Here is an 18,560-nt window from a genome sequence, read left to right on the forward strand (position 1 = left end):
CTGACTCCGCCGGTGGGCATGAGCGGAGCATCCGGGAAGGGGCCGCGCAGCGCGCCGAGGTACGAGGGTCCGCCGAGTGAGGCGGGGAAGATCTTGACCACGTCGACGCCGAGTTCGAGCGCGCCCATGACCTCGGTCGGGGTCATGGCGCCGGTCATCACGACGCGGCCGGTGTCGAGCATCGCTCGGGTGAGGGCGGGGAGCGTGCCGGGGCTCACGAGGAACTCCGCACCCGCGTCGGCGGCGAGGGCGGCCTGCTCGACGGTGGTGACGGTGCCCGCGCCGATGTAGGCGGCATCGCCGTGGCGGGCGATGAGCTCGCGGATGACCGCGGGGGCGTCGGGCGTCGAGAAGGTGACCTCGATGCCGGTCACGCCACCGCGGATGATCGCCTCGGAGGCCTCGAGGGCGAGCTCGGGCGAGGGTGCGCGCAGCACGGCGAGGACGCCGGTGGCGCGGGCGCGGGAGAGACGGTCGGTCATCGGGGCTCCTTCAGAGGCCTTCAGCGGAGGGATCCCACTCATTCTCGCTGACCACAACCTGTAATTACAACTGGCGGGGGCGCGGCCAGGCCTCGACGACATCCTTCGCCTGCTTGAGGCCGAGCCCCGTGTGCTCCCGCACGAGCTTGATCGCATGGATCTTCTGGTCTCCTGCGATGAGGCGGTCGACCTCCGAGGCGACGGGCGCCGGCAGCGCGCCTCGCACCGATGACGGCGTGGCCGTGATCGACGAGCGGACGGCCGACGCGTTCGAGACCGCCGCGAGATGCGGTGCGGTGGTGCTGACGGACCAGTGGTCGATCCGGTCCTTGGCCTCCTGCAGACGAACGCCCGTGTGCTGTCGATAGAGCTTGATGGCGTTGATCTTGTGGCCGGCAGCCACGAGTCGGTCGATCTCGGCGATCGCCGCGGGCGTCAGCTGAGATGCCGAGGCGGTCGACGTCGAGGTGGATGCCACCGAGCGGGCCATGGTCGGCGACGGAGTGAACACGTGCGGTTCCGGAGCCTTCGGGCGCATCGACCGCAGTGCGGCGCCGATGATCACCATGCCGACGACGACAGCCGCGATGACCGCGACGACAGCGATGATGATGTCCATTCGCTCAGTCTAGGGATGCGCGTGCCCCCACCCCAGGGCGTTCCCACCCGGCACCGCGTACCCTGGAGGTATGACCGAGACTCCCCGCACGCGCGAGACGCGCCCCGCCACGGCACCCGCGTCGTCCCGTTCGGGGGCTGTCCGTTCCACCGGCACAGCGCAGGTGCGCCCCGCGACCGAGGGCTGGACCCAGCAGAAGGATGCCGAGGGGCGGCCGCTGCTGCAGTTCGCGAGCCCCAAGCGCGGCAAGCCGCCGGTGCACCTCGCCGACCTCACTCCCGCCGAGCGCGTCGAGAAGGTCAAGGAGCTCGGGCTTCCCGGCTTCCGCGCGAAGCAGCTCTCGACCCACTACTTCCGGCACTACACGTCGGACGCCGCCGAGATGACCGACCTGCCTGCTGACACCCGCGAGCAGCTCGTCGCGGGCATGCTGCCGCCGCTGCTCACCGAGGTGCGACGCCTCGAGACCGACCGCGGAGACACGATCAAGTTCCTGTGGCGTCTGCATGACGGCGCCCTGGTCGAGTCGGTGCTCATGCGCTACCCAGGCCGCATCACGCTGTGCGTCTCGTCGCAGGCCGGATGCGGCATGAACTGCCCGTTCTGCGCCACCGGCCAGGCGGGCCTCACCCGCAACATGTCGACCGCCGAGATCATCGAGCAGATCGTGCGTGCCAACCGCCTGATCGCCGAGGGCGGCCTCGGCGGCAAGAAGTCCGACGACCACTCGATGGATCGCGTCTCGAACATCGTCTTCATGGGCATGGGTGAGCCGCTCGCCAACTACAAGCGCGTGATGGATGCCGTGCGTTCGATGGTCGCACCTCAGCCCGACGGACTCGGCATGAGCGCCCGCGGCATCACGGTGTCGACGGTCGGACTCGTTCCGGCGATCAAGAAGCTCGCCGACGAGGGCATCCCGGTGACCTTCGCGCTGTCGCTGCATGCGCCCGACGATCACCTGCGCGACGAGCTGATCCCGGTCAACTCGCGCTGGAAGGTCGATGAGGCGCTCGACGCCGCCCGGTACTACTACGAGAAGACCGGCCGCCGCGTCTCGATCGAGTACGCGCTCATCAAGGACATGAACGACCACGCGTGGCGGGCGGACCTGCTCGCCGACAAGCTCAACGAGCGCGGTCGCGGCTGGGTGCACGTCAACCCGATCCCGCTGAACCCGACTCCCGGGTCGATCTGGACCTCGTCGACCCGCGAGGCGCAGAACGAGTTCGTGCGTCGACTCAACGACGCCGGCATCCCGACCACGCTCCGCGACACCCGCGGCAAGGAGATCGACGGCGCGTGCGGTCAGCTCGTCGCGACGACCGAAGACGAGGCCGCCTCCGCCGCGATGGCCTGAGACGCAGCTCCGCGGCCGTGATCGCGGAGGCCGTCGCGTCGACCGAGCGCCTCGGTGCGCGACAGCCATGACGCGATGCGCTCGGGGCTCGCGTCCTTGACGCCCAGCATCCGATGCGTGCGCACCGAGCGGATGCCGCAGAACCGCATCGTCCCCCGGGCGACGTGTGTCTGCGCGGGGAGTCCGGTGAAGGGCGTGAGGAACCATGGGGTGTCTGCCAGCAGGAACAGGCGGCCGTTCGCGGCGGTCAGCAGACCCTCGGGCATCCCGAGCTTCGAGTAGCGGTACTCCTGCTGGGGGAGCAGCGCTCGATCGAAGAAGCCCTTGAGCAGGGCGGGTACCGACCCCCACCAGGGCGGCGTGAACACCACGACCGTCTGCGCCTCGGCCAGTGCGCGCTTGGCGTCGACGAGGTCGGGCTCGAGTTCCATGCGCTGGCGGTATCCGAAGCGCAGCGACGGATCGAAGTCGAGATCCCGGAGCGCGAGGACGCGGGCGTCGCCGTGCGCTGCGGCATAGCGCCGCGCGAGCTCTGCGGTGAGGGACCGGGCGTCCGGGTGGCCGTCGATGATCAGTGCGGAAGACATGGGAGCTCCTATGTTGACAGTGTCAAGCAGTGGTGGACACTGTCAAGATAAGCAACAATGTTGCTTGTGTCAAGTTCCCGATCCGGCTACCACCACGGCGATCTCGCCCACGCCCTCGAGGCCGCGGCGATGCAGCTGCTCGCCGACAAACCCGCAGGAGAGATCAGCCTGCGCGAGGTCGCACGCGCCGCCGACGTCAGCCACAACGCGCCGTACCATCACTTCTCCGACCGGCGGGGGCTGCTCAAAGTGCTCGCCGAGCGCAGCATGGCCGACCTCGTCGCCGCCGTGCGCGCGGCGATCGAAGGAGCCTCCGGTCCCGCATCCGCCACGATCGAGGGCGGCGCCGCCTACATCCGCTTCGCGGTCGAGCATCCGCACGGCTTCGATGTGATCTACGACCCCACCGTGTGCATCCCCGGGGAACCGAGCGAGACCATGGCGCCGCTGATCGTCGAGCTCGAAGAGCTGCTGGCGGCGGCCTCGATCGCTGCGGGACTCGACGGCGAGAGCGGAGTGATCGGCGTCTGGGGGCTCGTGCACGGACTCGGAACTCTGTGCGCCGCCGGGCACTTCACGCTCGACGAGGCCCTCGCTGCGAGCGCCGACACGCTCTCGCGGATGCTTCCTCGCTGAGCCCGTGCGGCTCGCGAAGGGCCGCGCAGAGGCACAGACACAGGCTTCATCCACGTTTTCCACAGGCGACCTTTCGTAGATTGTCGGGATGCCCTATTCCGCTCACCGCCCCGGACGGTTCGATTCCCAGGGTCGGATCATCCTCGACAGCGACTCGAACGCTGACACGGACGACCTCGACTTCCTGCGTGAGTACGAGCCCACCGGCGCCGACCTCCAGGCGCCGGAGTCGGTCGACTCGACGCAGCGGAACGAGCCGCAGGTCGAGACGGATGCCGCGGCATCCGCTGTGCCGGTGCGTGAGCCGAAGCCGCGTCGCCAGCCCCGTGAACGTCAGCCGCGTGAGCGTGCGCCCCACGTGCCCGGCTCGCGTCTGCGCCGACTCGCGATCCTCGGTGGCGCCGAGGGCGAGATCCTCGACCGTGTTCCCGGCGAGACGCCGCGCTTCGTGCAGATGTTCTTCGTGCTGGCCGGAACCGCGCTGGTCTCGGCGATCTCGATGCTGTTCGCGCTGACCACGGGTGTGCAGGCCGCCATCTGGCTCGCCGTGCCCCTCGCGGTCGTCTGGGCGCTAATCATCTTCAACCTCGACCGGTTCCTCACCTCGACGATGACGTCGACCCGCAACGTCTGGAAGCTGATCGGTCTCGCGATCCCCCGTGTCGTGATGGCTGCGATCATCGGCTTCGTGGTCGCCGAGCCGCTCGTGCTGCAGATCTTCCACAACGACATCGCGCGCGAGGTCGCCTCCACCACCATCACCCAGGCGCAGGCCGACCAGGACGCCCTCGAGACCGGCCCCGAGCGCAAGGCGCTGGACGCCGCATCCGACCGCGTGGCCCAGCTCGAGAACCAGGCCGCCACGGGCATCGTCGCCGGCACCGACTCGTCGTCGGCGAGTGAATCCGCAGCCCAGACCACGGTCGACGACCTCACCGCCAAGATGACCGAGCAGCAGGCCGTGATCGATCAGGCTCGCGTGCTCTATCAGTGCGAGCTCACGGGCGAGGGCGCGGGAACCGTGCCCGGCTGCACCGGCGTGAACGGCGAGGGCGCCAGCTCGGATGCCGCTCAGGCCCAGCTGGCCGAGGCGCAGCAGACCTACGACGCGCTCGCCGCTCAGCTGCGCACCGCCAACGAGGAGCTCGCCGCCGCCGGCACCGCCGCCAAGGAGAACACCAGCACGTCCGAGACGCAGAACCGCGAGGAGGCGCAGTCGCAGCTGCCCGCCGCGCGCGACAGCTACGACACCGCGCTCGCCGCGTACAACGCCCGCGCCGAATCCGTGGCATCCGGCAATGCGGGTGCGATCGGACTGCTCAGCCAGATCAGCGGTCTCAACAGGCTCAGTGAGAAGGAGCCGACGATCCTGTGGGCGCACATCCTGATCGCGGCGCTGTTCTTCATGATCGAGCTGCTGCCGGTGCTCGTGAAGGTGCTCACCTCGTACGGCGACCCGTCGCTCTACGAGAAGGCCGTCGCGATCCGCAAGCAGGTGGCGCTGGACCGCGTCACCGCCGAGGGGTTCCGCGACCGCGCCGCGATCGTCACAGAGCAGGCGCAGGGCATCCAGGCCGAAGCAGGGTCGGGTGAACCGCAGACCCGGGCGGAGCGCAAGGAGGCAGCTCAAGCGGCCGAGGAGCGTGAGGCGGCCGAGGAGCGCGAGCGCGCCGAGAAGCGTGCCCAGGCCCAGACGCTCGCCGAGCAGGAGCAGCTGGTCGAGCCCCGCGTCTGACGACGAGTCGCGCGAGGCTCCGGTCGCAGTTCGTGCCGCACCGTGACGGTGTCGCGAGGTTCCGGTTGCAGTTCGTGCCGCTCGCGCTCGGATCCGGCGGCACCAACTGCGACGGGAGCGGACGGGAGCGGGGAGCGACGGGAGCGGACGGGAGCGGGCGGATGCGGGACTGAGACCGGTCACGGCGATCGGGCCCCGCTGTCGGTGGCGGCCGGTAGCGTTGTCGCATGGTCAACTATCGCTATCTCGGCAACAGCGGTCTCAAGGTCTCTGAGATCACCTATGGCAACTGGGTCACCCACGCATCGCAGGTCGGTGACGACGCGGCCGTCAAGACGGTGCACGCGGCGCTCGACGCCGGAATCACCACGTTCGACACCGCAGACACGTACGCGAACACCGCGGCCGAGGTCGTGCTCGGCAAGGCGCTCGAGGGGCAGCGCCGCGAGGGCCTCGAAGTCTTCACCAAGGTCTACTTCCCGACCGGCCCCAAGGGCCCGAACGACACCGGGCTGAGCCGCAAGCACATCCTCGAGTCGATCAACGGCTCGCTGAAGCGCCTCGGCACCGACTACGTCGACCTGTACCAGGCGCACCGCTTCGACTACGAGACGCCTCTGGAAGAGACGTTCCAGGCTTTCGCCGACGTCGTGCGTCAGGGCAAGGCCCTCTACATCGGCGTCTCGGAGTGGACCGCCGAGCAGCTGCAGGACGGCCATGCGCTGGCCAAGGAGCTCGGCGTGCAGCTGATCTCGAACCAGCCGCAGTACTCGATGCTGCACCGCGTGATCGAGGGCAAGGTCGTGCCGACGTCGCAAGACCTGGGCATCTCGCAGATCGTCTGGTCGCCGATGGCGCAGGGTGTGCTGTCGGGCAAGTACCTTCCCGGCCAGCCGGTGCCGGAGGGCTCGCGCGCGACCGACCCGCACAGCGGCTCGGACTTCATCAAGGGCTTCCTGCAGGACGACATCCTGACCGCCGTGCAGCGGCTCAAGCCGATCGCCGAGCAGGCGGGCCTGTCGATGCCGCAGCTCGCGATCGCGTGGGTGCTGCAGAACCCGAACGTCGCCGCAGCCCTCGTCGGCGCCTCGCGCCCCGAGCAGCTCGCCGAGACGGTCAAGGCCTCGGGCGTGACGCTCGACGCCGACACGCTCGCCGCGATCGACACCGCGCTGGGCGACACGGTCAACCGCGACGCCGGGGCCACGTACTCGGTCTCGCCGAAGTCGCGCCTGGTCTGACGGATGCATGACGAAGGCCGCCGTTCGGGATGAACGGCGGCCTTCGTCGTGAGCCGAGACGCTTACTCCTTGACGGCCCCGGCGGTGAGGCCCTGCACGATCCAGCGGCTCGCGAGAGCGAACATCACCATGGTCGGCAGGATCGTCAGCACGGCTGCGGCGCTCATCGAGCCCCAGTCGATGTTGAACGTCGAGATGAAGCCGTTCAGCGCCGACGGCACCGTGCGGTTGGCATCGGTGTTCATCAGCACGACCGACAGGAACAGCTCGTTCCAGCAGTTGACGAAGTTGAAGATGAACGCCGCGATGATGCCCGGGGTCATCACCGGCACGAGCACCCGGAACAGGGCGCCGAAGCGCGAGCATCCGTCGATCATCGCCGCCTCTTCGAGCGCGTCGGGGACGTTCTCGAAGAAGCCGCGCAGCATGACGGTCGAGAACGGGATGCAGACCGCGATGTACACGAGGATCAGTCCCGGCTTGGTGTCGACGAGCCCGAGGTCGGTCATCATCGAATACAGCGGCCCCAGCGCGATGAACGCGGGGATCATCTGCGTCAGCAGGAACGCGACCAGCACCGTGCCCTTGCCGCGGAACTCGAAGCGGGCGATCACGTAGGCGCTGAGCAGCGCGATCAGCGTCGCCACCGCGCCGGCGATCGTCGCCACGATCGCGGAGTTGGCGAGGAAGACCCCGAACGAGCTCTGCTGGAACAGGCTGACGTAGTTGTCGAACGAGGGCTCTGACGGCCAGTACTCGATCGGGAACGAGTTGATCGTTCCCGGCGACTTGAACGACGTCAGCGCGATCCAGTACAGCGGGAACAGCGTGATGACGAGCCAGAGGCCGAGCCCGACGACGCGGATGACGCCGCCGACCGATGCCTTGCGCTTCGGGCGCGGTGCCTTCGCGATGTCGGGGACGGTGAGACGCCGGGTCTCGGTGACCGTGGTTCCGGTGATGGTCATCGCTGGACCCTCCGCATCGCCATCAGGTAGAACGCGCAGAACACGAACAGGAACGCGACGACGATGAGTCCGATCGCGCTCGCGATGCCGTAGTTGCCCTGCTGGGTGTAGTTGATCATCCACGTCGTGATGATGTGCGTCTGGTTCGCCGGCCCGCCGTTGGTCATCGCGTAGATGATGTCGGGGAAGTTGAAGATCCAGATGATGCGCAGCAGGATCGTCAGCAGCAGCGTCATCGAGATGTAGGGGATGATGATCGAGAACAGCTGCCGGGCCTTGCCGGCACCGTCGAGGCTCGCCGCCTCGAGCATCTCATCGGGCACCGACTGGAGAGCAGCGAGGATCATGATCGCGAAGAACGTCACGCCGTACCAGATGTTGGCGACGATGACCGCGAACATCGCGAGCTTCGGATCCGCCAGCCAGGGCAGTGGGGCGTCGATCAGACCGGCCTTCATGAGCAGGTCGTTCACCACGCCGAACTCGGCGTTGAACATCCAGCGGAACAGCATCCCGATGAGGAAGCCGGAGACGGCCCACGGGAAGAACACGAGCGCCTGATAGAGCCCGCGGAAGCGGAACCGCTTGCGCAGCGCGAGGGCGATCAGGAATCCGATCACGAGCTGCGGCACGAGTGAGCCGACGACCCACAGCACCGAGTTCCACGCGACCACCGGGAACGCCGGGTCCTGGAAGACGGTGACGAAGTTGTCGAAGCCCACCCAGGGGGTGGAGGTGAGGTCCCACAGGTTCCAGTCGTGGAAGGCCATGCGTGCGCCCTGCAGCATCGGCCAGTAGGTGAACCAGCACACGAACACGATCGCCGGGGCCATGAAGGCCAGCAGCGTCAGCGCGTGGCGGCCACGGAAGGGGCGGCGCCGGCGGGATGCCGGGGAGGCCCCGCCGGCGGTGCCGACGGAGCCCCCTTCGAGTGTGGTCCGGGTCACGGATCAGCCCTTTTCCGCAGCGTACTTCTCGGTCCAGAACGTGTCCCACGACTCGAGCAGCTCGCTGGTCGACATGTTGCCCAGCAGCACGTTCTGCACATCCTGGTCGGACTTCTGGATCCACTCGGTCCACCAGCTGACGCCACGAGGCTGCTTGACGTTGACGTACGTCTCGGGGTCTTCGGTCATCGTGACGTAGCTCGTCCACGGGCCGGTCGAGTAGAACTCGTCATCGGCTGCCTCAGAGATGATCGGCACGAGGCTGTTGGCCTGGGCGAACTCGGTCGCGGGCTCGGCCGACGAGAGGAACTCGACGAGCTTGACCGCGGCATCCTGGTGCTCGCTGTTCTCCGCGACGCCCCAGCCGGCGACGGCCAACGGCTGCGCGGCCTTGCCCGACGGGCCGACGAGCAGCGGCGCGGTGTCCCACTGGTCTTCGGTGAGTGACGAATCCTGCACGGTCGCGATGACCTCGGGGTCCTGCAGCAGGAACGCCGTGGTGCCGTTGGTGAAACCGGCGACCATCTCGGGGTAGCCCCACGACACGGCAGAGGGCGGGGACGCCTCCTTGAAGAGGTCGAAGTAGTCGTCGACGGCATCCTGCGCCTCGGGAGCGGCGAAGATCGTCGACCCGTCTTCCATCAGGAACGCGTCATCGACGTCGAGGTCGTCGATCGTGTACGCCTCGATGGCCGCGACCACGTTGCTGTTCGCGTTCGCGCCACCGCGGAACGCGTAGCCGTAGATGTTGTTCGACGGGTCCTGAATGGCGCTGGCCTGCTCGAGAAGGTCCTTCCAGCTGTGCGGGGGACCGTCGAAGCCGGCCTCCTCGACCAGATCGGTGCGGTAGAAGAGCGACAGGCCGTAGAAGCCGTACGGCACGAAGTAGCTCTTGCCGTCGGCGGCCACGGAGGCGGACTGCGCGTTGTCGGTCAGAGCATCCCAGCCGTCCCACTTCTCGAGGTCGCTGGAGATGTCGTGCAGCCAGCCGTTGTTCGCGAACGGGCCGACGGTGATGTCGCGGACCTCGAGCACATCGACGCCCTTGCCCGACTGCAGCATCTGCTGGATCTTGGCGTCGGCCTGCTCAGTGGGCGGCGATACGAGGGTGACCTTGATGTCGGGGTTCTCCTTCTCGAACTCGTCGAGGAGCCCGCGCAGCAGGTCGGTGCGTGCAGGGTTGGTCAGGCTCTCGACCATCTGCAGGGTGACGGTTCCGTCGGCGGATTCGCCGCCGCCTGCGGAACAGCCGGTGAGCGCGAGTGCGGCGACGGTGCCGATTCCCGCGGCGGTCGTCAAGATTCTGTTCTTCTTCACGAGGTGCCTCTCAGTTGGTGGTTGTGGTGGTGGGTCGGGTGGTGATGGTGGTGGGTCGGGTCAGGAAAGTGCGGGTCAGGGGACGATGAGCGAGTCGGCCGTCGTGCGGATGCCGGCACGGCGGAGGATCTGCGGGATGCAGCGCTCGACGAAGGGCTCGAAGTCCGAGGCCTCGGTGTACAGGTGCGCCGACAGGCGGAAGTACCCGATGCCGCGGAAGCTCGTGAACGCGGTCTCGACGCCGGTCTCGTCGAGCAGGTCCATGCGCAGTGCGTCGGCCTCCTCGCGGGTCGAGCCGAGTCCGAGCGGCAGGCGCACGAGCCGCATCGACGGCACGGGCGACGGCAGGGGAGTGAGGGGATCATCGTCGCCGTAGGGGCGCAGGCCCTCGGCGATGATCTCGGCACCGGCGTTCGCGATCTGCGCCATCGCCCGGCGGGCGTTGTGCCAGCCGAACTCGGCCTCGATGAACTCGATCGATGCGGGGGTGGCGAGATATGTCGTGGCATCGATCGTGCCCTGGGTGTCGAAGCGCTCGGGGTAGGGCTCGTTCGCGGCCCACGAGTCGATCAGCGGCCACAGGTCGTCGCGGTCGGGGGCGTTCGTCACGAGCAGGGCAGAGCCGCGCGGGGCGCAGGGCCACTTGTGCAGGTTGCCGAACCACCAGTCGCCGCCGGCTGCGGCCGCCGCATCCGCGACGAGTCCGGGAGCGTGTGCGCCGTCGACGAGCGTGCGCACCCCGCGCTCGGCAGCGAGCTCGGCGATGCGACGGGTCGGAAGCATGCGGGCGGTGGGCGAGGTGATCTGGTCGACCACGATCAGGCGGGTGCTCGGGGTGAGTGCGTCGGCGAAGCGCTGCACGACCTCGTCGTCGGATGCGAGCAGCGGCAGCTCGACGGCACGGACGGATGCTCCGAAGCGGCGGGCCAGGCGCTGCGCGCCCATCGTGATCGCGCCGTAGCCCTGGTCGGTGACGAGGATCTCGTCGCCGCGCTCGAGGTGCATCGCGTTGTAGACGACGGTGGCGGCGGCCGAGGCGTTCGGCACGAAGACGCTGTCTTCGGCATGCGCTCCGACGAAGGGGGCGGTGCGCTCGCGGGCGTCGCGCACCCGCTCGGCGATGCGGGGGAACCACTCGACCGGGCTGAGGTCGGCGCGGCGGCGCAGGGCATCCTGCTGTTCGACGACCGCGGTCGGAACCGCACCGAACGACCCGGGGTTGAGGTGGATGACGTCGGGATCGAGAGGCCACGCATCACGGGCTCGGATGCCGGAGTTCAGCGTGAGCGGTGCGGGGAAGAGTGGTGCGGGCATCGGTCCTCGTCGGTGCAGTGGGGGAGTTGTTGCACAACTTTGCCACACGGCTTTCGAAATGGCTACGAAAAGGCGAGGATGAAACATAGTTGTCATACGAATTTGATGAAGGGTCTGCGTCCGACAGACTCAGCAGGGGGATCAGGCGGTGTCAGGAGGATGACGATGAGCGCTTTGGATACGGCTCTGCATGGGCTGCGCGCGCTGATCGCCGACGGCGCCCTGCGACCCGGCGACCGTCTGCCCAGCGAGGGCGAGCTGTGCGAGCGGCTCGGTGTCTCACGCGGATCGCTGCGCGAGGGCATCCGCATGCTGGCAGCCCTCGGCGTGCTCGAGACCCGTCACGGTTCGGGCAGCTACGTGAGTGAACTGCGCGCCGCCGACCTGATCGGCAGCCTGTCGCTCACCGTGGGGCTGCTGCCCATGGCGGGGGTGCTCGAGCTGACCGAGCTGCGTCGCGTGCTCGAGCCGCATGCCGCCGCGCTCGCCGCCGCGCGCATCGACGCCGCCACGATCGAGACGCTCAGCGGCGTGCTCGACGAGATCGAGGCCAGTGACGACTTCGAAGACCACTCGCGCCTCGACCACGCCTTCCACATGACGATCTCGGAGGTCGCGGGCAACGATGCGCTCACGAGCCTCATCGACGTGCTGCGCTCGCGGTCTCGCGCCTACCGGATCCCGGATGCCGGCGACGCCGCCGAACTCAAGCTGCACTCCGATGCCGGACACCGCGCGATTCTGCGAGGGCTCGCGGCGGCGGATCCGGTCGCGGCCTCGGCCGCCGCATCCGCCCACGTCGCTCAGACCGAGTACTGGGTGCGCCGGTACACCGACCTGGTCGACCCCGCGCCCGCGCCCGCGCCCGAGTAGCGTCGCGCGTCCGTCGCCGGAGCCTTCCGGTCGCAGTTGGTGCCGTCCGCGGGCGCTTCTGGCGGCACGAAGTGCGACCGGAGCGCGGCCTGGCGGCACGAAGTGCGACCGGAGCGTCAGGCGAGGGTGATGTCGACCTGCACCTCGGTGGCGATCCGCTCGAGGTCGCGGCGCAGGGCATCGAGGTCGACCGATGCGGGAACCCTCGCGATCACGGATGCTTCGAACAGGCGGCCGCCGGCCATCGCGGCATCCCGTGTCTCGGTCGCCAGCTCTTCGATGCTGAGGTCATGGGCGTTGAGCACACCCGACACCTCACGGACGATTCCGGGCCGGTCGTTGCCGAGCACCTGGATCTCGAGCACCTGATCGTCGGCATCCGCCGCGGGCGCACCCGTGAGGACGGCGAGGGTCAGAAGCCCCTGGCCCTGCAGCTCGCGGAGTGCGGTCTGCAGGCCCTCGGAATGCTCGGGTGCGACCGACACCTCGATCACACCGGCGAAGGTTCCGGCGAGCTCGGCCAGCGAGCTGTTCTCCCAGTTTCCGCTGTGGCTATCGACGACATCGGCGACGGCTGCGACGAGACCGGGGCGATCAGCACCCGCGACAGTGAGGATGAGAGTAGTCATGCGGCCAGCGTAGCCGGACGGTCACCGGAGTCGACGTGCCACAACTCCGGAAACGCGCCCAGCGGGGCCGAGAAACCGCGCTCTTCGTTCTGGGCCGGCGGGATCTCGGAGTCATGGAAACTGAATGCGAGTCAGTCGACCCAAGACCCGGTCTCGAGGAAGTGATCGAGGCGGGCGCGATGCGGGGCGAGGTCCCAGCCCTGCCCGGTGACCCACTCGTCGTTGAAGTACGTGCCGGCATAGCGGATGCCGCTGTCGCAGATCAGCGTGACGATGCTGCCGGTCTCGCCCGCCGCGCGCATGCGCGCGATCAGCTGGAACGCCCCGTACAGGTTGGTGCCGGTCGAGCCGCCGGCGAGGTGCAGGGTGCGCTCGCGCAGCATCCGGATCGCGGCGATCGAGCCCGCGTCGGGAACGCGGATCATCTCGTCGATCACACTGGGCACGAACGAGGCCTCGACGCGTGGTCGGCCGATGCCCTCGATGCGGCTGGGTCGCCCGACGGGCGGATCGACCGTGCCCGCCCATCCGTCGTAGAAGGCCGAACCCTCGGGGTCGACGACCGCGATCTGCGTCTCGTGGCGGCGATACTTCACGTACCGGCCGAAGGTCGCGCTCGTGCCGCCGGTGCCCGCACCCACCACGATCCAGCGCGGGATCGGATGCCGCTCCTGCGACAGCTGGCTGAAGACGCTCTCGGCGATGTTGTTGTTGCCCCGCCAGTCGGTCGCGCGCTCGGCGAACGTGAACTGATCGAGGTAGTGCCCGTGGCATTCGGAGGCCAGGCGCTGCGCTTCGGGAGACATGTCCTCGGCGCGGTCGACGTAGTGGCAGCGTCCGCCGTAGAACTCGATGAGATCGATCTTCTCCTGGCTGGTCGATCGCGGCACGACGGTGACGAACGGCAGCCCCAGCATCCGCGCGAAGTACGCCTCGGAGACGGCGGTCGAGCCACTCGAGGACTCCACGAGGGTCGAGTCCTCGGTGATGCGACCGTTGACGAGTCCGTACAGGATCAGCGAGCGCGCGAGTCGGTGCTTGAGAGACCCGGTGGGGTGCACCGACTCGTCTTTGAGGTACAGATCGATGCCCCACTCGGGCGGCAACGGGAAGAGGTGCAGGTGCGTATCGGCACTGCGGTTCGCGTCGGCTTCCAGCAGGGCGATCGCGGTGCTGGTCCAGTCGCTCATCCTTCGAGCGTAACGCCCGTCTACTTGTCGGTGTAGCCGCCCTCGCCCGTCTCGCCGTCGTAGGTGAAGACCTTGTCTTCGAGGGTGATCTTGATGTCGTCACCGAGCGGCTGCTGGGCGAGCAGGCGCTCCTCGAGCATCGTCATGCGCTCCTGATACTCCTGCGCCTGTGCCTCATCGACACCCCAGAGGGTCGCCGACTTCATGTCGACGAGGAAGTACAGGAACGCCGAGACCGCGGTGCGATTGAACTCGGTGTCGGGGATGCTCTGCCACAGCGCCCCGCTGTCGCGGAGGCGTTTGTACTCGTCGATCTTGGCCTGGAGCGTCGCCTCGATGCCCGACGCATCGGCGTCGGGGTCGTCGGAATCAGGGTCGGCCTGCGGCGGGGAGGAGGGAGCCGCGGGCTCTTCTGTGATGCTCGTCGGGGGAGGGGCCGTGGCGGGCTCTGTGCGCGAAGACACCACGAGGCTCACGGCCACGCCGATGCCGACGACGACGATCAGCACGAACGCCGCCACCGCCGCGATGACGATGCCGACGGTCTTTCCCGAGCTCGAGGGGCGGTTCGGCGGGGCAGCCGGATACGGGTACTCGGCGCCGTAGGGGGCGGTGGGCTGCTGCCCGGCCGGGTACTGGCCCGGTTGCGGCGCGGGGTACTGGCCCGGTTGTGGAGCGGGGTACTGGCCTGGTTGTGGAGCCGTGTACTGGCCTGGTTGCGGCGCCGGGTACTGCGCGGGCTGCGAGCCGACGGCGTAGGGCGGTAGCGGTGGTGCGGGAGGCCCGCCCACGGGCGGCGCGAGCGGCACCGATGGCGCGGAGTCGGCGGGTGGCGCAGCGGGAGGGGGAGGGATGACCGGATCGGGATTCGAACCCGTCGCGTGCGCGTCGTCGACCATCGTGTTGCCCCCCTGCTCGCGTCACCCGGTGCGACGCGTGCTCCGCGTTCAGGCTAGCGGCCTCGGTCGATTCGCTCAGCTCATTCGCTCAGCTGACGGTGCCGGCGCGCGACGTGCCGCCGTCGCCGTCGACGTGCAGCAGTGACGCCTGCGACTGCTCCTGCTGCAGCTGGAACTCGAAGCGCGAGCGGTCGCCGCGGTGGTGCGCCACGAAGTACTCGATCGGCACGCCGTCGGCGGCCCGACTCACGCTGCGCAGCCGCAGCAACGCCGACCCGGCGCTGACGCCCAGGTGCTGCGCCTGGTCATGGGTCGCGACCGTCGCCTCGGCCGACCGCACGCCGTTGGTGGCGACGATGCCGTGATCGGCGAGCAGCCGGTAGAGCGACCTCTCCGACAGATCGACGCCGAGCGTGACGCCGCCGACGGCATCCGGCATCCAGGTCGTCGAGAGCGACCACGGTTCGCCGTCGACGTGACGAAGGCGGTCGAGCACCACGACGGGCGCGCCGGGTTCGACCTCGAGCGCCGCTGCGATCTCGTCGTCGGCGAGCGTCTGCTCGTGGCGCAGCACGTCGCTGTGCACGTGGCCGCCACGGCGCTCGACGTCGTCGTAGAGTCCGATCAGCGTGTGCACGAGGCTCTCACTCGTGCGGGGACGCGAGACGAAGGTGCCCTTGCCCTTGACCCTCTCGACGAGACCCTCATGCTCGAGCTGGGCCAGTGCCTGTCGCACGACCGTGCGCGAGATGCCGTAGCGCTCGCACAGGCGGTGCTCGCCGGGCAGCGGGTCTCCCGGCTGCAGCCCGTCTCTCGTGATGCCCTCGATGATCAGCTGACGCAGCTGGTCGTACATGGGCGCCGCGGAATGGCGGTCGATCGTGTCGTGCATGTCAGTACGCCACTCCCGCGTGCAGGATCACGTTCGCGTAGGGGGTGTATTCCCCTGACCGCACGAAGGCCCGGGCCGAGTGGGTGAGCTTCTTGAAGTCGACGTGCGGGATCAGCTCGATCTCGAAGTCCTCGCCGGCGAAGCGCTCCCGCAGTGCGGCCAGCACCTCGGGGCTCTTCTCGGCGACCTCTTCCGACACGGTCGCGCCCTCCACGACGAGTTCGGCGAGCACGGTGTCGAGCACGTCGAAGAACGCCGGGGCACCCGGGCGGTACGCCAGGTCGATGCGCTCGGAGCCGGGCGGAATCGGTAGCCCCGCGTCGGTCACGACCAGCAGGTCGGTGTGCCCGGTCTCGCTGATCACGCGCGAGAGGGCGGGGTTGATGGTCGTCGCTGTCTTTCGCATGATGTCTCCTCGAAGGATGTCAGTGGACTTCTCGCGCTGCCAGGAACGCGTCGACCTCGGCCCGCAGCGGCAGACTCGGCGACGCGCCCTGCTTCGTGACGGCGAGGGCGCCGGCGGCGGTGGCGAGGCGCACGGCATCCGTCAGCTCCAGGCCGTTGGCCAGGGCAGCCCCGAGATACCCGGCGTAGGCGTCTCCGGCGGCGGTCGTGTCGACGGCCTCGACCGGGAAGGGCGGGATGACGGATGCTCCCGCTGCCGTCACGACGCACGAGCCTTGACCCGCGAGCGTGATCACGGCCGCGCCGACGCCGCGGTCGAGGAACCAGCGTCCGGCGATCTCCGCCGACGCGGCATCGGTCACCTCGATGCCGCTGAGCACCGAGGCCTCGGTCTCGTTCGGGGTGACGATGTCGATGCTCGCCCAGACCGCGTCGTCGAGAGGGGCGGCGGGGGCCGGATCGAGGATGACGGTCATGCCGTGCTCGCGGCCTCGGGCGGTGATGTGCGCGGTGAGCGCCGAGGGCGTCTCGAGCTGGGTGAGCAGCACCGACGTGGTCGGCGCGAGAGCTTCGAGCGCCGCGTCGATCTGCGCGGTGCTGAGGGCCGCGTTGGCGAGCGGCACCATGACGATGTCGTTCTGCGCCGACGCGTCGACACGGATGTGTGCGATGCCCGTCGGTCCCGGCACTGTGCGCAGGTGCGTGAGATCGACACCGGCCTCGCTCAGGCCGGTGACGACGAGGTCGTGGAAGAGGTCGTCGCCCACGCATCCGACGAAGCTCGTGCGGGCCCCCGAGCGTCCGGCAGCGACTGCCTGATTGGCGCCTTTGCCGCCGAGCATCAGGGTGAACTCATCGCCGAGGATGGTCTCGCCTCGGGCGGGGAGGCGGGTCGAGAACGTCGTCACGTCTGCGGTCACGCTGCCGACGATGACGACGCCGGTGCGATCGGGCGAGGTGGCGGCTGTCATGGCACTCCTGATCGTCGTCGATGCGGGGTGCTTTGACATCCTCCGCGGCTGTCATTACATTAGCCGAATCCGAACCTGTAACGACAGGTTGTGCACAAGGAGACTCGATGACCGTGTTGGCCCCCCGTCTCTATGTCGACAGTGCGGACGTCGATCGCGTCGCCTCCCTCCTCGCGGCGGGGGTCGTGCACGGCGTCACGACCAACCCCACGATCCTCGAGCGCGGCGGCCGCACCGCCGCCGAGATCCCCGACCTGTATGCCCGCTGGTCGAGCGAAGGCGCCCGCGAGATCTTCTTCCAGACGTGGGGCGGCGACACCGCATCGTTCCTGCGCAACGCCGAGGGCATCCGGGCGCTCGGCGACCGTGTGGCCGTGAAGGTGCCGGCCACACGCGACGGGTTCGCCGCGGCATCCGCACTGGTGGACGACGGGGCGACCGTGCTCGTCACCGCCGTGTACTCGGTCGCGCAGGCGCTGGCCTGCGCCTCGATCGGCGCCCACTACATCGCCCCGTACCTCGGGCGGATGCGGGATGGCGGCATCGACGGGGACGCCGTGATCGCCCGCATGCAGGAGGTCTGCGCGGGCAGCGAGTCGAACGTGCTGGCCGCGAGCCTGCGATCGCCCGACGACATCACCGGTCTGCGGCTCGCGGGGGTGCCGTACTTCACGGCGGCGCCGGATGTGATCGAGCAGGTGCTGTTCCACGACGTCAGCGACAGCTCGGCCGCCGAGTTCGATGCGGCCATGGGGCGTCTCGGGGGCTGACGCGCGTTCTCGGCCGGGTGGTTCTCGGTCGGCCCGTTCTCAGGCGGTCACCGCCTGGCGCAGCCACCGCTCGACGCCGGCGATGTGCGCAGTGGCGAGCGAGGTCGCGAGCCCGGAATCGCGCCGGGCGATGGCATCGGCGATCGCGCGGTGCTCCGACAGGGTGCGCTCGACCGCTCCGCCCTCGGTGAGGCCACGCCACACGCGAGCGCGCACGGTCTGGCTGCTCAGGTGCTCGATGAGGCTCGCGAGATACGCGTTGCCGGCCATGCTCACGATCTCGCGGTGGAAGCGGATGTCGTGCTCGACGAGCTGCTCGATGCTGACCGTCGGGTCGATCGCGTCGACCTCGCGTTCGAGGTCGGCGATCGCGTCGTCGGTGCCGAGGGTGGCCGCGAGACCGGTCGCCTGCGACTCGAGCATCCGCCGCACCGCGAAGATCTCGAGCATCGAATCGTCGTCGTGCATGTCGACCACGAACGAGATCGCCTCGAGCAGCAGATGCGGTTCGAGGCTCGTGACATACGTGCCGTCGCCGCGGCGCACATCGAGGACCCGAATGACCTCGAGCGCCTTCACCGCCTCGCGCATCGAGTTGCGGGAGAGGCCGAGGCGATCCGACAGCTCCTTCTCGGGAGGCAGCCGATCGCCGGGGGCCAGCTCGCCCGACACGATCATCGCCTTGATCTTCTCGATCGCGTCGTCAGTCACTGCCATGGCGTCAT

20 protein-coding genes are annotated in these 18,560 nt (G+C 68.8%); 6 read left to right on the forward strand and 14 right to left on the reverse strand.

Going from position 1 to position 18,560, the window contains the following annotated elements; all coding sequences use genetic code 11:
• The coding region (locus J7E68_RS07550; RefSeq protein WP_215171361.1) for a bifunctional 4-hydroxy-2-oxoglutarate aldolase/2-dehydro-3-deoxy-phosphogluconate aldolase at nt 1-482 on the reverse strand (482 nt) is incomplete at its 3' end.
• Between the two features lie 64 nt (nt 483-546).
• Nucleotides 547-1,101, reverse strand: a complete 555-nt coding sequence (locus J7E68_RS20290; RefSeq protein WP_311416635.1) for a ribosomal protein L7/L12 — start codon at nt 1,099-1,101, stop codon at nt 547-549.
• 70 nt (nt 1,102-1,171) lie between these two features.
• Here J7E68_RS20290 and rlmN point away from each other — a divergent pair, with 70 nt between their 5' ends.
• The gene (rlmN, locus tag J7E68_RS07560; protein ID WP_215171363.1) at nt 1,172-2,461 is read left to right on the forward strand and encodes a 23S rRNA (adenine(2503)-C(2))-methyltransferase RlmN; all 1,290 of its coding nucleotides are present in this window, start codon (nt 1,172-1,174) and stop codon (nt 2,459-2,461) included.
• Here the strand turns inward: rlmN and J7E68_RS07565 are convergent.
• Nucleotides 2,410-3,048: an NAD(P)H-dependent oxidoreductase gene (locus J7E68_RS07565; protein ID WP_215171365.1), complete on the reverse strand. Its 639-nt coding sequence runs from the start codon at nt 3,046-3,048 to the stop codon at nt 2,410-2,412. The two genes, rlmN and J7E68_RS07565, sit on opposite strands and share 52 nt — an antisense overlap.
• Before the next feature lie 66 nt (nt 3,049-3,114).
• Here J7E68_RS07565 and J7E68_RS07570 point away from each other — a divergent pair, with 66 nt between their 5' ends.
• The 3 genes from J7E68_RS07570 to J7E68_RS07580 all read left to right on the forward strand — a co-directional run bounded on the left by J7E68_RS07570 (nt 3,115) and on the right by J7E68_RS07580 (nt 6,660).
• Nucleotides 3,115-3,684 carry a TetR/AcrR family transcriptional regulator gene (locus tag J7E68_RS07570; RefSeq protein WP_215171367.1) on the forward strand — a complete coding sequence of 190 codons (570 nt, stop codon included), beginning with the start codon at nt 3,115-3,117 and terminating at the stop codon, nt 3,682-3,684.
• 88 nt (nt 3,685-3,772) lie between these two features.
• On the forward strand, nt 3,773-5,419 hold the full coding sequence (locus tag J7E68_RS07575) for a DUF4407 domain-containing protein (RefSeq protein ID WP_215171369.1): 1,647 nt from the start codon (nt 3,773-3,775) through the stop codon (nt 5,417-5,419).
• Nucleotides 5,420-5,646: 227 nt separating this feature from the next.
• Nucleotides 5,647-6,660: an aldo/keto reductase family protein gene (locus J7E68_RS07580; RefSeq protein ID WP_215171371.1), complete on the forward strand. Its 1,014-nt coding sequence runs from the start codon at nt 5,647-5,649 to the stop codon at nt 6,658-6,660.
• Between the two features lie 62 nt (nt 6,661-6,722).
• Here J7E68_RS07580 and J7E68_RS07585 read toward each other — a convergent pair whose 3' ends face one another.
• From J7E68_RS07585 to J7E68_RS07600, 4 genes are all read right to left on the reverse strand, one after another.
• Nucleotides 6,723-7,628, reverse strand: coding sequence for a carbohydrate ABC transporter permease (locus J7E68_RS07585; protein ID WP_200933995.1), 906 nt, complete (start codon nt 7,626-7,628; stop codon nt 6,723-6,725).
• A complete protein-coding gene (locus J7E68_RS07590) occupies nt 7,625-8,575 on the reverse strand; it encodes a carbohydrate ABC transporter permease (protein WP_215171373.1) in 951 nt (316 codons plus the stop codon). The genes J7E68_RS07585 and J7E68_RS07590 overlap by 4 nt, the downstream gene beginning before the upstream one ends.
• Nucleotides 8,576-8,578: 3 nt before the next feature.
• Nucleotides 8,579-9,892, reverse strand: a complete 1,314-nt coding sequence (locus tag J7E68_RS07595; protein WP_215171375.1) for a sugar ABC transporter substrate-binding protein — start codon at nt 9,890-9,892, stop codon at nt 8,579-8,581.
• Nucleotides 9,893-9,967: 75 nt separating this feature from the next.
• Nucleotides 9,968-11,206: an aminotransferase class V-fold PLP-dependent enzyme gene (locus J7E68_RS07600; protein WP_215171377.1), complete on the reverse strand. Its 1,239-nt coding sequence runs from the start codon at nt 11,204-11,206 to the stop codon at nt 9,968-9,970.
• 165 nt (nt 11,207-11,371) lie between these two features.
• Between J7E68_RS07600 and J7E68_RS07605 the strand changes: the two genes are divergently transcribed.
• Entirely contained in the window at nt 11,372-12,079 is a 708-nt protein-coding gene (locus tag J7E68_RS07605) for a FadR/GntR family transcriptional regulator (RefSeq protein ID WP_215171379.1), read from the forward strand.
• 116 nt (nt 12,080-12,195) lie between these two features.
• Here J7E68_RS07605 and J7E68_RS07610 read toward each other — a convergent pair whose 3' ends face one another.
• The 6 genes from J7E68_RS07610 to J7E68_RS07635 form a co-directional block, all read right to left on the reverse strand.
• Nucleotides 12,196-12,708: a glycine cleavage system protein R gene (locus J7E68_RS07610; protein WP_215171382.1), complete on the reverse strand. Its 513-nt coding sequence runs from the start codon at nt 12,706-12,708 to the stop codon at nt 12,196-12,198.
• 131 nt (nt 12,709-12,839) lie between these two features.
• Nucleotides 12,840-13,898, reverse strand: coding sequence for a PLP-dependent cysteine synthase family protein (locus J7E68_RS07615; RefSeq protein ID WP_215171384.1), 1,059 nt, complete (start codon nt 13,896-13,898; stop codon nt 12,840-12,842).
• 20 nt (nt 13,899-13,918) lie between these two features.
• Nucleotides 13,919-14,707: a hypothetical protein gene (locus J7E68_RS07620; protein WP_215171386.1), complete on the reverse strand. Its 789-nt coding sequence runs from the start codon at nt 14,705-14,707 to the stop codon at nt 13,919-13,921.
• Between the two features lie 178 nt (nt 14,708-14,885).
• On the reverse strand, nt 14,886-15,689 hold the full coding sequence (locus J7E68_RS07625; protein ID WP_215171388.1) for a GntR family transcriptional regulator: 804 nt from the start codon (nt 15,687-15,689) through the stop codon (nt 14,886-14,888).
• Nucleotide 15,690: 1 nt separating this feature from the next.
• Nucleotides 15,691-16,095 (reverse strand): D-ribose pyranase, encoded by a 405-nt coding sequence (rbsD, locus tag J7E68_RS07630; protein WP_215171390.1) that lies wholly within the window; start codon nt 16,093-16,095, stop codon nt 15,691-15,693.
• Nucleotides 16,096-16,114: 19 nt separating this feature from the next.
• Nucleotides 16,115-17,065 carry a ribokinase gene (locus tag J7E68_RS07635; protein ID WP_215171391.1) on the reverse strand — a complete coding sequence of 317 codons (951 nt, stop codon included), beginning with the start codon at nt 17,063-17,065 and terminating at the stop codon, nt 16,115-16,117.
• 107 nt (nt 17,066-17,172) lie between these two features.
• Here J7E68_RS07635 and J7E68_RS07640 point away from each other — a divergent pair, with 107 nt between their 5' ends.
• Nucleotides 17,173-17,835 carry a transaldolase family protein gene (locus J7E68_RS07640; RefSeq protein WP_215171393.1) on the forward strand — a complete coding sequence of 221 codons (663 nt, stop codon included), beginning with the start codon at nt 17,173-17,175 and terminating at the stop codon, nt 17,833-17,835.
• A 39-nt stretch (nt 17,836-17,874) separates the two neighbouring features.
• Here the strand turns inward: J7E68_RS07640 and J7E68_RS07645 are convergent, their stop codons facing one another.
• Entirely contained in the window at nt 17,875-18,552 is a 678-nt protein-coding gene (locus J7E68_RS07645) for a FadR/GntR family transcriptional regulator (RefSeq protein WP_215171397.1), read from the reverse strand.
• Nucleotides 18,553-18,560 lie beyond the last annotated feature (8 nt).

The sequence above is a fragment of the Microbacterium sp. ISL-103 genome (assembly GCF_018613995.1).
Taxonomy (GTDB): domain Bacteria; phylum Actinomycetota; class Actinomycetes; order Actinomycetales; family Microbacteriaceae; genus Microbacterium.

Bases quoted from the DNA above. Each gene is read 5' to 3' on its own strand.
- J7E68_RS20290 (WP_311416635.1), bottom strand. From the start codon at position 1,101: ATGGACATCATCATCGCTGTCGTCGCGGTCATCGCGGCTGTCGTCGTC.
- rlmN (WP_215171363.1), top strand. From the start codon at position 1,172: ATGACCGAGACTCCCCGCACGCGCGAGACGCGCCCCGCCACGGCACCC.
- J7E68_RS07565 (WP_215171365.1), bottom strand. From the start codon at position 3,048: ATGTCTTCCGCACTGATCATCGACGGCCACCCGGACGCCCGGTCCCTC.
- J7E68_RS07575 (WP_215171369.1), top strand. From the start codon at position 3,773: ATGCCCTATTCCGCTCACCGCCCCGGACGGTTCGATTCCCAGGGTCGG.
- J7E68_RS07580 (WP_215171371.1), top strand. From the start codon at position 5,647: ATGGTCAACTATCGCTATCTCGGCAACAGCGGTCTCAAGGTCTCTGAG.
- J7E68_RS07585 (WP_200933995.1), bottom strand. From the start codon at position 7,628: ATGACCATCACCGGAACCACGGTCACCGAGACCCGGCGTCTCACCGTC.
- J7E68_RS07600 (WP_215171377.1), bottom strand. From the start codon at position 11,206: ATGCCCGCACCACTCTTCCCCGCACCGCTCACGCTGAACTCCGGCATC.
- J7E68_RS07605 (WP_215171379.1), top strand. From the start codon at position 11,372: ATGAGCGCTTTGGATACGGCTCTGCATGGGCTGCGCGCGCTGATCGCC.
- J7E68_RS07610 (WP_215171382.1), bottom strand. From the start codon at position 12,708: ATGACTACTCTCATCCTCACTGTCGCGGGTGCTGATCGCCCCGGTCTC.
- J7E68_RS07615 (WP_215171384.1), bottom strand. From the start codon at position 13,898: ATGAGCGACTGGACCAGCACCGCGATCGCCCTGCTGGAAGCCGACGCG.
- J7E68_RS07625 (WP_215171388.1), bottom strand. From the start codon at position 15,689: ATGCACGACACGATCGACCGCCATTCCGCGGCGCCCATGTACGACCAG.
- rbsD (WP_215171390.1), bottom strand. From the start codon at position 16,095: ATGCGAAAGACAGCGACGACCATCAACCCCGCCCTCTCGCGCGTGATC.
- J7E68_RS07635 (WP_215171391.1), bottom strand. From the start codon at position 17,065: ATGACAGCCGCCACCTCGCCCGATCGCACCGGCGTCGTCATCGTCGGC.
- J7E68_RS07640 (WP_215171393.1), top strand. From the start codon at position 17,173: ATGACCGTGTTGGCCCCCCGTCTCTATGTCGACAGTGCGGACGTCGAT.
- J7E68_RS07645 (WP_215171397.1), bottom strand. From the start codon at position 18,552: ATGGCAGTGACTGACGACGCGATCGAGAAGATCAAGGCGATGATCGTG.